The following is a 13,275-nucleotide window of genomic DNA, read 5'->3' on the forward strand; positions in this document are numbered from 1 at the left end:
TGCTTCTGTAACGCACCTGAGTCACCGGCACCGCGATTTTCTAGAGCCATTCCTCATCAGCGCTTCGCTATCCATAACCGGATACCTGACGCTGCGTTCCACAAACGAATTCGTGCTTCACCACAGGTCCCGGATTTCGTGGCCTGCATCTGCGCCCGCAATTTCCTGATCGCCCGGGCAGCTTTCAACGCGCCGTCTTCGGTCTTTGCCGCCGCCATCCGCTTGCTTGCAAAAATAACCCCACTGTCTACGTTGCAATTACGCAGTCGCCGTAGATAAGCGAAGCCAGCCGGGCATTAGGAAGTGAAGGCTGGCGCTGTTGAGGCATGGACCACGACAGCGATAAGGAAATCAGCCTGAGCAAAGGGATCTTGATGAAGCGCCTGATGAGTCACGTCCTCTCGCGGAGAGGACCGCTGGAACACTTCTGCCTGTCGCTTGCCCTGTTCGCGGGGTTGGTGATCATCAGCTTCCTGCTCTTCGAAGAGCAGATGCAGCACCTGCTGGAAAGCCTCGGCCAGCATCCTGCCGACCCTGTCCGCGCATTCAATCTTGCCGTCCTGCTGGTGGCGCTGCTGGCCCTCGATGTGGTGCTGCCGGTGCCGTCGAGCATGGTGTCGCTGCTGGCAGTGGCCATGCTCGGGGCCGTCGGCGGCTACCTGGTGATCTTCATCGGCCTGTGCCTGGGCTCGCTGCTGGGCTACTGGCTGGGGGCCGGGTATTTCCGCATCGCCTCCGGGCTGCTGGATATCGAGGACTGGCGCAAGGCCGGGCGCCTGGCCAACCGGCTCAACACCCTGTCGCTGATCTGCCTGCGCGGCGTGCCCGTACTGGCGGAAACCTCGGTGCTGGCCGCCGGCATGCAGCGTTACCCGCTGGGCCGTTTCCTGGTCATCACCACCCTGGCCAACGCCGGCCTGGCCCTGGTCTACAGCGCGCTGGGCAGCTACATCGCCGAGGACCAGGCCATGCTCCTGGCGGTGCTGGCCAGCATGTTGCTGCCGGCGCTGTTCCTCGCCGGGCGCGGGCTGCTGGCATGGCGGCGCGAGCGCTCTGCCGCCACAGCGAAACCGGCCCACCTGGAAGGCGCCTTCACCGTCACCTACCGCTACCCGGTGCTGTTCACCGAGCACCTGTTCGCCGTCCATAACGACTGCCTGCAGCAACAGCTGATGGCCAGCGGCAAGCGCCCGGTGACCGTCATGGTCTTCGCCGACGAGGGCCTGCTGCACAGCAACCCGGCCCTGGAGCAGCAGATCACCCGCTACTTCCAATCCCGCGCCGACGACTTGCGCCTGCTGGCCGGGCCGGTGGCGGTGCCAGCCGGCGAAGCCTGCAAGACGCCCGAGGTGCTGCAGCGCCTCTACGGGCAGATGCTCGAACAGGGCCTGGACCGCCACTGCTACGTACTGGCCTTGGGCGGCGGCGCGCTGCTGGATGCCGTGGGCTATGCCTGCGCCACCTTCCACCGTGGTGTGCGGCTGATCCGCATCCCCACCACCGTGCTGGCGCAGAACGACGCCGGCATCGGGGTGAAGAACGGCATCAACGCCTTCGAGCAGAAGAACCTGCTGGGGGCCTTCCAGCCCGCCGATGCGGTAATCAACGACTTCCAGCTGCTGCTCGGCCTGTCCCGCCGCGACCAGTTGGCCGGGCTGGCGGAAGCGGTCAAGGTCGCGGCCATCAAGGACGCCGCGTTCTTCGCCTGGATGGAACACAACGCCGACGCCCTCGCCGCCTTCGCCCACGATCCCAGCCGCCACGCCATCCGCCGCTGCGCCGAGCTGCACCTGGAGCAGATCACCCGGGGCGGCGACCCCTTCGAGCGTGGCAACGGCCGCCCGCTGGACTATGGCCACTGGGCCGCACACAAGCTGGAAAAACTCAGCCGCCATCGCCTGCGCCATGGTGAAGCGGTGGCCGTGGGCATGGCCCTGGATGCGCTGTACGCCAAGGCCCTGGGCCTGCTCGCACCCAGCGAAGCGCAACGCCTGCTGGACCTGCTGACCCGGCTCGGCTTCAACCTGTCGCCCCCGGAACTGACCCTGGCCGATGACCAGGGCAACCTGCGCGTAGTGCAGGGGCTGGAGGATTTCCGCCAGCACCTGGGCGGCGAACTCTCCATCCCCATGCTGGAACGCATCGGCCACGCCGTGGACGTGCACCACATCGACATGCCCAGCATGCAGCAGGCGCTGCGCCAACTGGCCCAGCTGCAGGTCGCCGAGCCCGCCTGGACCGAGGGCTGCGCACGATGAGCCAGCCAACCCCGAGCCTGCAGACCTGGATGACCCTTGGGCGCATTTCCAACCTGCCCACGGTCTGGACCAACGCCCTGGCCGCCGCCTTGCTGGCCAGCAGTGCAAGCGCCCTCGCCCCACCCTCCCCCCTGGCCTGGGCCCTGCTCCTGGCCGCTGCCTCGGCGCTCTACCTGGCCGGCATGCTGCTCAACGACCTGATGGACGCCGACTGGGACAGCCGCCACCACAACCCCCGGCCCATCGCCCTGGGGCTGGTCACCCGGCAACAGGTGGCCCTGGCCAGCGCGGCGCTCCTGCTGCTGGCCGCCGCCGCGCTGCTGGGCCTGAGCCGGCAACTGGAGCACCCCGGCTGGCTGCTGGGCAGTGCTGCGCTGCTGCTGGGGCTGATCGTCGCCTACAACCTGCTGCACAAGCGCCACGCCCACAGCGTCTGGCTCATGGGCGGCTGCCGCGCGGCGCTCTACCTCACCGCCGCCGCCAGCCTGGCTGCACCTCCGGCGCCGCTGTGGCTCTGCGCCCTGCTGCTGGGCACCTACATCAGCGGGCTGACCTACGTGGCCCGGCAGGAACACCTCAACCAGTTGGCCAGCCTCGCCCCCGTGCTGCTCATGCTCAGCCCGCTGGCCCTGGCGGTCTATGCCCAGGGCCTGTGGTTCTGGCCGCTGCTGGGGCTCTGGCTCGGCTGGCTCGGCCTCAGCTACCGCCGCCACCTGGCGAACCCCGAGCGGCGCAACGTGCGGGCCTTCATCGGCGCCGGGCTCACCGCGTTGCCGCTGATCGACGCCATGGTCCTGGCCCTGGCCGGCCAGCCCCTGGGCAGCCTGGCCTGCGTGGGCGTGTTCCTGCTCCTGCCGCGCCTGCAGCAATGGGTGAAGCCGACATGACGACCCCACTCCAACTCGGCACCGACCGCATCGCCGACCTGCGCCAGAGCCTGCTCGATGAACTGAGCGGCGCATCCCTGGACTGGTGGAACCAGGCCCGGGAACGCCTCGCCGCCCAGCCCGACGCCCAGACGCTGATGCTGCTCAGCGGCCCCTGCCGCCGCCATGTCGGCGAAGCGCCCATGCCCGGCCTGCCCTGGACCCGAGCCGGGCTGGCCCGTGCCCTGCTGCTGGCCCAGGCCCTGGAAGCCGACGCCGGGCCGGGCCGCGAAGCCTTGCTGCAACGCTATTTCGATTGGGGCGACGACCAGGAAAAGGCCGCCGCGCTGCGGGCGCTGGACTGGCTGGACGGCCACGGCGCCTGCCTGGAACTGGCCCTGTTCGCCGGGCGCACCAACAGCTGCGAGGTGTTCGCCGCCCTCGCCCTGCATAACCACTACCCCGCCCGCCACTACCCCGAGCGGGCCTTCCACCTGTTGATGCTCAAGGGCGTCGGCATGGATCTGGACCTGCGCAAGGTCGAGGGCCTGGCTCCGCGCCGTGGACCCGCACTCAACCAGCTGGCCCTGGACATGCTGGAGGAACGCCTCGCCGCCGACCGCCCCGCGCCGGCGGGCATCGCCCATCTGCTCGCCTGGCAGCAGCTGGACGCCGAACAGCTGCAACGCCTGGCCGAGCATCAGCGCCAGGGCCACCTGCCGCCCGGCTGGCTGCCCAGTGATTTCCCGTTACGAACCTGACAAAAAAGCAAAAGGACGTCGCCATGCCCACGTATTTCGACCCGCACATCCACATGGTCAGCCGCACCACCGACGACTACCAGAACATGGCCGCCGCCGGCATCACCGGGGTGATCGAGCCGGCCTTCTGGCAAGGCCAGGCGCGCACCAGCCTGGGCAGCTTCGTGGATTACTTCGACACCCTGCTGGGCTGGGAACGCTTCCGCGCCAGCATGTTCGGCATCCACCATTTCTGCACCATCGGCCTGAACCCCAAGGAAGCCAACAACTACGGGCTGGCCAACGAGGTGCTGGACATTCTGCCCCGCTACCTGGTGAAGGACGGCGTGGTCGGCGTCGGCGAAATCGGCTACGACGACATCACCCCGGAAGAAGACCGCTTCCTCGCCCTGCAACTGGAATTGGCCAAGCAGTTCGAGCTGCCGGTCCTGGTGCACACCCCGCACCGCGACAAGATCGGCGGCACCAAGCGCACCCTGGCGGTGATCCGCGAGGTCGGCATCGCCGAAGACCGCGTGCTGATCGACCACCTCAACGAGCTGACCCTGCCCCTGGTGCTGGACAGCGACTGCTGGCGCGGGCACTCCATCTACCCCAACACCAAGATGTCCGAGCAGCGCATGGTCACCCTGCTGCAGCAGTACGGCACCGAGAAGATGGTGGTGAACAGCGCCGCCGACTGGGGCGTGAGCGACCCGCTCAAGGTGCCCAAGACGGGCGAAGCCATGCGCCAGGCGGGCTTCAGCGACGCCCAGGTACAACAGGTGCTGTTCGACAACCCGGTGGACTTCTTCGCCCAGAGCGGCCAGCTGGACAAGGCCGCCGTCGCCACCCTGCTGCCCATCGACCAGCGTCGCCAGTGGCAGGAAAACTCCGCCCTGCGTGGCCAGGAGCCCATAGTGCGATGAGCCCCGCCATGGGATGGACCCCGACCCAGCTCGGCTACTGCGGCAACGTGCACCCGGCCCATGACCTGGCCGCCCTGCGCGCTTCCATCGCCGGCCCCTTCCAGGCCGTGCGCCGCCAGCGCGGGCTGCAGCGCCAGGACAGCGGCCTGTGGATCAGCGCCCAGGCGGCTGCCGAGCTGCAGCAACCCGCCGCCCGTGCCGCCTTCCTCGCGCTGTTGCGTGACAGCGGTCTGCGCCTGACCTCCCTCAACGGCTTTCCCTACGGGCGCTTCCACGGCGACGAAGTGAAGGCCGCGGTCTACCGGCCGGACTGGTCCCAGCCACAGCGCCTGGACTACAGCCTGCAACTGGCCGGGCTGCTGGCTGCCGCGCTGCCCGAGGACTGCGACGAGGGGGTGATCTCCAGCGTGCCCCTGGGCTACGCCGCCGACTGGACGGACGAGCGCCAGGCCCGTGCCGAGGTGCACTTGCTGCAGCTCACCGCGGCCCTTGCCGAGCTGAAGCACGGCACCGGCAAGACCATCCGCCTGTGCCTGGAGATGGAGCCCGATTGCGTGCTGGAACGCACCGACCAGGCCCTGGCCTTCTTCGCCCATTGGCAGGCGCTGGACCCGAACCACGCGCACCTGGCGCTGTGCTTCGACGTCTGCCACCAGGCGGTGCTGTTCGAGGATTGCCACGCGGCCCTGTCACGCCTGCACCAGGCCGGCATCGTCATCGGCAAGATCCAGCTCTCCAACGCCCTGGTGTGCCGCCTGCCCGTTGATGAGCAACACCGCGACGAGGTGCTGGACGTGCTCGCCGGTTTCGCCGAAGGCACCTACCTGCACCAGGTCAAGGCGCGCCATCGCAGCGGCCAGCTGCTGGCCTGGGCAGACCTGCCCGCCGCCCTCCTCGACCCGGCCCTGGCCGGTTGCAGCGAACTGCGCGTGCACTTCCACGTGCCGCTGTTCAGCGAGCGCTTCCAGCTGCCGGAACTGGGCGGCAGCCAGCAGGCCCTGGGCCGGGTCTTCGAATACCTGGCCCAGCACCCGGACTTCCGCCCGGTACTGGAGGTGGAAACCTACAGCTGGATGGTGTTGCCCGAAGTCCTGCGGCCCGGCTCCGAACCCGCCCTGGCCCGGGGTATCGCCGCCGAGCTGGAATGGGTGGAAGCCCAGCTGCAACGGCACGGCGCCCTCGCCGGCGAGCCGCTGCGGGAGGTGCAGCATGCTTGAGCCACGGCCCTTGCTGCTGGTCGACGTGGTCGGCCTCACGCCCTCGCTGCTGGGTGAGAACACCCCGCACATCAACGCCCTGCTCGGCCGTGGCCGCATGGCCTGCATGCAGCCGGTGTTCCCGGCGGTCACCACCACGGTGCAGTCATCCATGCTCACCGGGCTGCCGCCTTCCGGGCACGGCATCGTCGGCAACGGCTGGTACTTCCGCGACCAGGCCGAGGTGCGCTTCTGGCTGCAGCCCAATGCCCTGGTCCAGGGCGAGAAGGTCTGGGAGGTGCTGGCCCGCGAGCTGCCCGGCTTCCGCTGCAGCCAGCTGTTCTGGTGGTACAACATGTACGCCGACGTCAGCGCCTCCATCACCCCGCGCCCCCACTACCCCGCCGACGGGCGCAAGGAATTCGGCCTCTACTCCGCCCCCGATGGCCTGCACCAGGCGATCGAGCAGCGCATCGGCACCTTCCCCTTCCAGCACTTCTGGGGGCCGGCCGCCGGCATCGGCTCCAGCCGCTGGATAGTCGATTGCGCCATGGCCGAGTTCGAGATCAACCGCCCGCACCTGCAACTGGTCTACCTGCCGCACCTGGATTACGACCTGCAGCGCCTGGGCCCCGACCACCCCGGCATCGCCGCCGAGGTGCGCGCCATCGACGCCGAGGTGGGTCGCCTGCTGGCCTTCGCCCAGGAGCGTGGTGCCGCGGTGATGCTGGTGTCCGAGTACGGCATCGAGGCGGTCGAGCGTTCCATTTCCATCAACCGCCTGCTGCGCGCCGATGGCTGGCTGCAGGTGCGCCATTCCCTCGGCTGGGAGCTGCTGGACCCGGGCGCCAGCGCCGCCTTCGCGGTGGCCGACCATCAGGTCGCGCACATCTACTTGCGCCGCGAACAGGATCTGCCAAGGGTGCGCACGCTGCTGGAATGCGAACCGGGCATCGAACGGGTGCTGGACAGTGCGCAGCAGCGCGCCTGGCAGCTGGAACACCCGCGCAGCGGCGACCTGGTGGCGATCGCCGCCCCCGGCCACTGGTTCGACTACCAGTACTGGTTCGATGACGACAAGGCGCCCGACTTCGCCCGCACCGTGGACATCCACCGCAAGCCCGGCTACGACCCGCTGGAGCTGTTCATCGACCCTGCCATCACCCTGCCGAAACTCCGGGTGGCGCGGCGCCTGCTGCGCAAGAAACTGGGGTTCCGCTACTACATGGACTTGATCCCGCTGGACACCCGCCTGGTACGCGGGAGTCACGGCCGCCTTCCCCACAGCGACCAGGACGGCCCGCTGCTCATCACCGATTGCGACTTGCCTTTACCGGACCGGCTGCCGGTCACCGCGGTAAAACAGTTGCTCCTGCAGTACTTCCTGGGGCACCGAACTCTCGACAAGGCCATAGCCAAGGAGACCCCATGCAACGAGCCCTTCCCCTTGCAGTACTGAGCGCCCTGGCCGGATTGGCCCAGGCCCAGAGCCAACCCGCCTTCGACTGCACCGCCTTCTTCGAATACGGAGGCAAGCCCGAAGAGGTGCGCAAGGCATTCGAACAATCCCCCGAGACGATGGCCTGGAACTGGTTCACCTGCCTCAACCAGCCGGAGATCAAGGGCAGCACCGACCGTGTCTGGGAGGGCCTCAAGCCCACCGACCAGGTGTTCCTGCCCGACGGCGGCCAGCCGTTGCCCTATGAACAGCGAGAGCCCACACCGGTGGCGGTGATCAAGGCCGCGCAGGCCATGGGCATGGACACCACGCGCACCTTCCACAACCTCGACAGCATCCAGCAGGTGGATGGCCTGGTCCTGGAAATGGGCGGCAATGTGCCGGCCGAGCAAAGGGGCCAGCCGGTGCGTTTCCAACTGCTGATGGGCAAGGACACCTTCGGCTACATCGTCGACAAGGGGGTCTACAACGTCGACGGCCAGGCCGCGCTCACCGCCAACCTGGCCTTCCCCGCTGCCGCCTGGGAGCTGAAGACCTCATGGATCTGGATCGGCAACGACCAGGCCTTCATGAAGACCCTGGCCAATGACGGCTACTACATCGCCCAGGCCTACTATCTGCAGAACGGCAGCCAGTACCAGGTGGGTTACGCGGCCCTGAGCGGCATGCACGTGATCAACAAGCTCACCCAGGACTGGGCCTGGACCACCTTCGAAAACCGCAACAACAGCAAGTACACCGTCACCAACGACATCCCGCCCAAACCCATGACCAACAGCACCGGGCCCACCAGCGCCGCGCAACCGGTCAACGCCAGCTTCCAGGCGCAGTACCCGGCCCTCGCCCAGTACGAGCTGATCGGCGTGCAACACACCGCCGGCGGCGCGCCCAAGCTGCTGGCCAACTCCCAGCTGGAGTCGGCCTTCCAGAGCCAGTCCTCGTGCCTCGCCTGCCACGACACCGCGGCCTATTCGGCGAAGAAGGGCTACTTCAACTTCGCGTTGCCGCAGCAGGACGGGATCGTCTACCCCACCGAACCGCTGCCGGACTCGGCCTTCGCCGGCTACAACAAACTGGACTTCGTCTGGTCGCTGAAACGCGCCCAGTGGAAACGTCAAGGAGGACAGCAATGAGCGTCTTGAACTTCCCCCGCTTGTACCTCAACGGCCATATGTTCTGGAACCCGCCCACGGCCAACAACAACGACATCTACCCGCTCTACGATGCGGCGAAGATGGACCTGAACTGGCCCTTCCTGGAGAGCTTCGGCATCAACCCCGCCAACGCGCGGGACAAGGTGCTGCCCTGGATGATCACCCCGCTGCCCGAGTCCCAGGTGCCGGAGTACGTGCTGCAGGTGCCCAACAACAGCGCCAACAGCGGCTTGCCGCAGATCCCCGCGGAATGGGACCTGTTCGGCGACAACGCCTGCGGCACCGTGGACTACAACGACATCCGCTCGCTGATCATCGGCGGCGAACTGCAGGCCAACAGCTACATCGAGCAGGACCCCATCGTAGGCAAGGGCTTCCAGTTGCTGGGCAACCCCTTCGGCAGCGACAAGCCCACCCCGGCGCGTTTCGTCGACATCAGCCCCTGGCAGAACACCTTCACCGCGCTGTACTTCGACCGCCTGGTGCTGGGCGACGCCACCTGCGGCCTCACGGCCAAGCGCGCCTACCGCATGCTCGACCGCTTCCTCAACTTCAACTGGGGGGCCGTGCAGGGCCTGAACACGGTCACCACCACCTGGCAGACCTGCTTCCCCCGCGAGAACCTGCAGTGGCAACTGGGCGACTCGGCCCTGCTCAAGGCCCTGCAACAACAGATGGAGGCGCAGAACGCCAAGGGCCTGATGTTCCGCTTCACCACCTACCTGACCTACTACGACCGCAACGGCATCTTCAACGACTACCCGAAGGTGGTGACCCGCACCGGCGGGCCCGGCTGCAACACCTGCGCGACGGATCCCCAGTGCGCTGACTGCCAGCAGTGCCTGAAGGCCCTGGCCGTGCAGCAGCAGGCGCTGCAGGACATGTACCAGAAGGGGCTGGACAACGTTGCCGACATCTTCTTCAACCCGGCCTACAGCCGTACCGCCGGCGTGCTGGGCCTGTGGTTCGCCGATGAGTACCCCACGGCCCCTGCCGGTCGCCGGCTGGAGCCGGTCGGCGACTTCCCGATCCCGGGCGGCAGACCGGGAGCGACTATCCAGTTGGGGGTGATCTCCGCCCAGGCCCAGGGCGACCTGCTGTCCCTGGACCTCGGTACCGGCTTTCCCTTCCAGCCGTTGAAAGCGACCGAGGCGACCGTGCCAGAATGCGAGAAGCTCCAGCTAGGCGATTTCCAGGTCGGCATCCAGCAGAACGGCCAGTTCCAGCCCCTGGCCGACCTCGCCTACGCCCAGTACGCCCAGGCCGCCTTCGACAAGCGCGCAGGCCTGCTGGACCTGCCCGTGAAGGATGCCGTGGCCAGGACCCAGGCCGGCACCCTGGCCCTGCAGACCCAGGGCGCCAGCCCGGTGCTCGCCGCCCAGCAGCAGATGTGGACCGCCGAAGTGATCGAGAGCGGCACCTTCATCGACGTCGGAGACACCCGCACCCTGCAGATCATGGTGCAGTACGACGGCCTGCCCGCACCGACCGGCACCACCCTGTGGGTGGCGGAATACAACAACCCCTACATGCTGACCACCAGCAGTTACTTCCTGGCCTTCAGCAACGACCTGGACTTCGGGCTCATCGCAGACGACCCCGCGAACCGCAACAAGAACGCCACGCTGCTGCCACAGTTCGCCGGCACCCAGGCGCCGGCGAGCCTGGTCAGCGAGGGCGCCGGCCGCAGCCTGCAGCAGGTGCTGCCGGCGAGCGACGCCCCGACGGCCACGGTCAACTACCAGCACGTCAAGGCCACCCCGGCCGGCGTCAGCCTGGCGCCATGCCTGCAGTTCGTCCCGTCCATCCCGCGCACAGGCGCGCTGGATGACGGCACCACGGTGGACTACAGCCTCACGCAGATCACCACCGACGCCAACGGCATCGCCCAGGTGACGGTCAAGGCCATCGCCGCCGGCTTCCCGACCCTGCGCTTCTTCGTCCAGGACGGCCCTGGCGCTGCGCCTGCGGTGCCCTTCAGCTTCGACTACCCGACCGCCTACACCGACTTCCTCGCACCCTTGCGGGTGCTGCCGGACGAGCCCGGGCTGATGGGCGAATTCGTCGCGGCCTGGAACAAGGTGTGCACCCAACAGGATGCGCGGGTGCAGATCTGGGAGGGCTTCATCTACCCACGCATCTTCGAGCCGTTCTATTACCTCTACCCGATCATGGACAAGTACATGCCGCTGAACTCCCTGCAGCGCATCGAGGGCGCCATCGACCAGTTGATCCGGCTGGTCAGCAAGCCCTACCAGGAGGAAAGCACCCTTGCCATGCCCATCACCCGCGACCTGCCGCAGAGCCGGCGCGCGGTGCTGGAACGCTGGGCCAACGAGCTGGTGAAGCTCAACTACCCACCCCGGCCCCTGACCTGAACCGTCGTTTACCTGGAACCCGCAGGCGGGCCGGCACCGCTCGCCCGCCCTGCCCGTTACGAAGGAGTGTTCTCATGAAGAAAGCCCGTTTGCTCGCCTGGCTGCTGCCCCTCGCCTTGCTCAGCCAGCCCCTCCTCGCCGCCGATGACGACGAGGCCGTGTACTTCACCAACGGCGTGCACAACACCCTCGGGTGCGACGCCAGCAACGGCAACTGCATCGCCGAGCGCAAGCCCGGCGAGCCCAGCGATCCGTTCTTCCCCGCCACCTGGATCAGCGACTGGACCATGTTCCGCGTCACCCAGAACTACGAGAAGAACCCGCCGCCCTACAGCAACCCGCCCAGCACCCTCAAGCCCGCCGACTACACCGTATCCAAGGGCACCAGCTACTACGACACCACCTACATCCCCGCCGATGGCGACGGCTACGGCGCGATGATGGAGCACTACGAGAAGTACTGCCTGCCGATCTTCCCGATCAAGGACAACAACTACACCTGCTCCTTCGTCTCCCTGGGCAACAAGGCCTTCTTCCTCACCTACGAGGACCGGCCCAAGGACATGCCCGAGTGCTGCTCCTTCTCGCCCATGAACCACCCGGCGCGCCAGGACTTCGTCCAGCACCTGCCCTACAGCCCGGCGCGCAGCCAGAACCTGGGCGGCAGCGTGCAGGCCTATGCCCTGGACGTGCAGTCACCCCAGGGGCCGATCCTGTTCGGCTACGCCTTCTACAAGGACGCCACCCGCGCCGCCAAGGACCAGCCGCTGTTCCGCCACCCGCAGTCGTTCTACTTCTCCGGCGACGCCAGCGTCGCCAACGCCCCCATCGTCAGCCAGAACTACGTCAACTTCCGCACCGACAAACCGGACCCGGCCAGCACCTGGGACCAGGTGGCCAAGAAGTGCCCGGTGAACCCGCAGCCCTGCCAGCTGTTCGACCCGCCGGCGTCCCAGGACAACGGCGCCGAGGCGCAGTGGAACAAGCTCCAGTCCCGCAAGCCCTGACCGGCAAGGAGAGCCGCCATGAATCAACATTTCCGTCTCACCGGGCTGGCGCTGCTGGCCCTCGCCTGCGCCAGCTGCAACCTGCGCGAGCAATCACCCGCCCCTACCACGCCCGCACCGACCAACGCACAGTGCCAGCCCCCCACCAACGCCCCTGCCGCCACTGCCAGCCAGCAAGCCTTCGATGACTACAGCTGGCGGCTGTTCATCGCCCTCAACTGGCCCGCCATGGCTGGCCAGCGCGGGCAGCCGGATTGCAGCCAGCCACTCGGCGGTACCGGCCCCAGGGTCTGGCAGAGCTACAAGACGGTGAGCGAGATCTTCCTGCCCAACGGTGCCAACCCCGGCCCCTGGAATTCGCCGCTGGGCACGCGCAGCCTCGGCATCATCAACATCGCCGCCCTGAAGAACACCTCGGTGGTGCAGGCCGTGGACCAGGCCGTCGGTGGCTGGCTCATCGACCAGAAGGGCAACCCGACCTACTACGACATCTCCGCCAACCAGGCCTCCTACGACTACATCGTGGCGAACGGCTTCTACAACGCCAACACCGTGTCCAGGGCGCAAAACATCGCCTTCCCGGCCCAGGCCACCGAGGTCAAGGCCGCCTGGCGGGTGCTCACCAGCCAGGACGACGCCAGCCGTTACCTGACCACCCAGGCCCAGGTGGCGCAATTCAATGCCCAAGGCCAGCCCACCGGCAGCACGGCCCCGGCCACCCTGGGGCTGGTGGGGCTGCACATCATCGTCAAGGCGCCGGGCTATCCGCAGTGGATCTGGTCCACCTTCGAGCAGGTGGACAACGTCCCGGGCTCCACGGCCGGCAACGGCACCTACAGCTACTACAACGCCAGCGCGCCGGCGGCCAGCGTCAACCAGTCGCCCTGCAACTGGCAGCAGCAGGGCAGCCAGCTGGTGTGCACGCCCAAGCCCGGCGCCACCTTCCAGACCCCGGACCCGCTCAGCCGCGTCACCCCCATTGCCAGCACCACGGCCGCCGTCAACGGCCTCTACCAGCAGAACCTCGGCAGCAACGTGCTGCGCTACTACCAGTTGGTCACCACCCAGCGCCCGCTGATGCCGGACAACCCCAGCAACCCGCTGGGCCAGCCGACTCCGGCGCTGTCCGCCAACGTCACCATGGAGAGCTACATCCAGCCCAACAGCAGCTGCATGAATTGCCACTCCATGGCCACGCCGGTGCACAGCCCCTACAAATCGGACTTCTCCTACCTGTTCAAATTCGCCAAGGCGCCGGCAACGGCACCCCACAAGGACGAGGAATGAC

10 protein-coding genes are annotated in these 13,275 nt (G+C 67.5%); all 10 read left to right on the forward strand.

Annotated elements, in window-relative coordinates; all coding sequences use genetic code 11:
* The first annotated feature begins 374 nt into the window (after positions 1-374).
* The 10 genes from RTW82_RS10355 to RTW82_RS10400 all read left to right on the forward strand — a co-directional run bounded on the left by RTW82_RS10355 (position 375) and on the right by RTW82_RS10400 (position 13,274).
* Entirely contained in the window at positions 375-2,258 is a 1,884-nt protein-coding gene (locus RTW82_RS10355; RefSeq protein WP_316925018.1) for a 3-dehydroquinate synthase, read from the forward strand.
* Positions 2,255-3,145: a UbiA family prenyltransferase gene (locus RTW82_RS10360; protein WP_316925019.1), complete on the forward strand. Its 891-nt coding sequence runs from the start codon at positions 2,255-2,257 to the stop codon at positions 3,143-3,145. The genes RTW82_RS10355 and RTW82_RS10360 overlap by 4 nt, the downstream gene beginning before the upstream one ends.
* Positions 3,142-3,885 (forward strand): EboA domain-containing protein, encoded by a 744-nt coding sequence (locus RTW82_RS10365; protein WP_316925020.1) that lies wholly within the window; start codon positions 3,142-3,144, stop codon positions 3,883-3,885. Before RTW82_RS10360 ends, RTW82_RS10365 begins: the two co-directional genes overlap by 4 nt.
* Before the next feature lie 23 nt (positions 3,886-3,908).
* A complete protein-coding gene (locus tag RTW82_RS10370) occupies positions 3,909-4,793 on the forward strand; it encodes a TatD family hydrolase (protein WP_316925021.1) in 885 nt (294 codons plus the stop codon).
* Entirely contained in the window at positions 4,790-6,010 is a 1,221-nt protein-coding gene (gene eboE, locus RTW82_RS10375) for a metabolite traffic protein EboE (protein WP_316925022.1), read from the forward strand. The genes RTW82_RS10370 and eboE overlap by 4 nt, the downstream gene beginning before the upstream one ends.
* On the forward strand, positions 6,003-7,448 hold the full coding sequence (locus RTW82_RS10380) for an alkaline phosphatase family protein (protein ID WP_316925023.1): 1,446 nt from the start codon (positions 6,003-6,005) through the stop codon (positions 7,446-7,448). The genes eboE and RTW82_RS10380 overlap by 8 nt, the downstream gene beginning before the upstream one ends.
* A complete protein-coding gene (locus tag RTW82_RS10385) occupies positions 7,418-8,581 on the forward strand; it encodes a hypothetical protein (protein WP_316925024.1) in 1,164 nt (387 codons plus the stop codon). Before RTW82_RS10380 ends, RTW82_RS10385 begins: the two co-directional genes overlap by 31 nt.
* Positions 8,578-10,980, forward strand: coding sequence for a hypothetical protein (locus RTW82_RS10390; RefSeq protein WP_316925025.1), 2,403 nt, complete (start codon positions 8,578-8,580; stop codon positions 10,978-10,980). The genes RTW82_RS10385 and RTW82_RS10390 overlap by 4 nt, the downstream gene beginning before the upstream one ends.
* A gap of 74 nt (positions 10,981-11,054) precedes the next feature.
* Positions 11,055-11,987 (forward strand): hypothetical protein, encoded by a 933-nt coding sequence (locus RTW82_RS10395; RefSeq protein ID WP_316925026.1) that lies wholly within the window; start codon positions 11,055-11,057, stop codon positions 11,985-11,987.
* A gap of 18 nt (positions 11,988-12,005) precedes the next feature.
* Entirely contained in the window at positions 12,006-13,274 is a 1,269-nt protein-coding gene (locus RTW82_RS10400; RefSeq protein ID WP_043242862.1) for a hypothetical protein, read from the forward strand.
* Position 13,275: the final 1 nt, after the last annotated feature.

Origin of the sequence: Pseudomonas sp. zfem005 (genome assembly GCF_032621735.1) — a bacterium.
GTDB lineage: Bacteria > Pseudomonadota > Gammaproteobacteria > Pseudomonadales > Pseudomonadaceae > Metapseudomonas > Metapseudomonas solani.

Excerpts from the sequence above, each read along its gene's own strand:
- RTW82_RS10370 (WP_316925021.1), top strand. The coding sequence starts at position 3,909 with ATGCCCACGTATTTCGACCCGCACATCCACATGGTCAGCCGCACCACC.
- RTW82_RS10365 (WP_316925020.1), top strand. The coding sequence starts at position 3,142 with ATGACGACCCCACTCCAACTCGGCACCGACCGCATCGCCGACCTGCGC.
- RTW82_RS10385 (WP_316925024.1), top strand. The coding sequence starts at position 7,418 with ATGCAACGAGCCCTTCCCCTTGCAGTACTGAGCGCCCTGGCCGGATTG.
- RTW82_RS10360 (WP_316925019.1), top strand. The coding sequence starts at position 2,255 with ATGAGCCAGCCAACCCCGAGCCTGCAGACCTGGATGACCCTTGGGCGC.
- RTW82_RS10400 (WP_043242862.1), top strand. The coding sequence starts at position 12,006 with ATGAATCAACATTTCCGTCTCACCGGGCTGGCGCTGCTGGCCCTCGCC.
- RTW82_RS10380 (WP_316925023.1), top strand. The coding sequence starts at position 6,003 with ATGCTTGAGCCACGGCCCTTGCTGCTGGTCGACGTGGTCGGCCTCACG.
- RTW82_RS10355 (WP_316925018.1), top strand. The coding sequence starts at position 375 with ATGAAGCGCCTGATGAGTCACGTCCTCTCGCGGAGAGGACCGCTGGAA.
- eboE (WP_316925022.1), top strand. The coding sequence starts at position 4,790 with ATGAGCCCCGCCATGGGATGGACCCCGACCCAGCTCGGCTACTGCGGC.
- RTW82_RS10390 (WP_316925025.1), top strand. The coding sequence starts at position 8,578 with ATGAGCGTCTTGAACTTCCCCCGCTTGTACCTCAACGGCCATATGTTC.
- RTW82_RS10395 (WP_316925026.1), top strand. The coding sequence starts at position 11,055 with ATGAAGAAAGCCCGTTTGCTCGCCTGGCTGCTGCCCCTCGCCTTGCTC.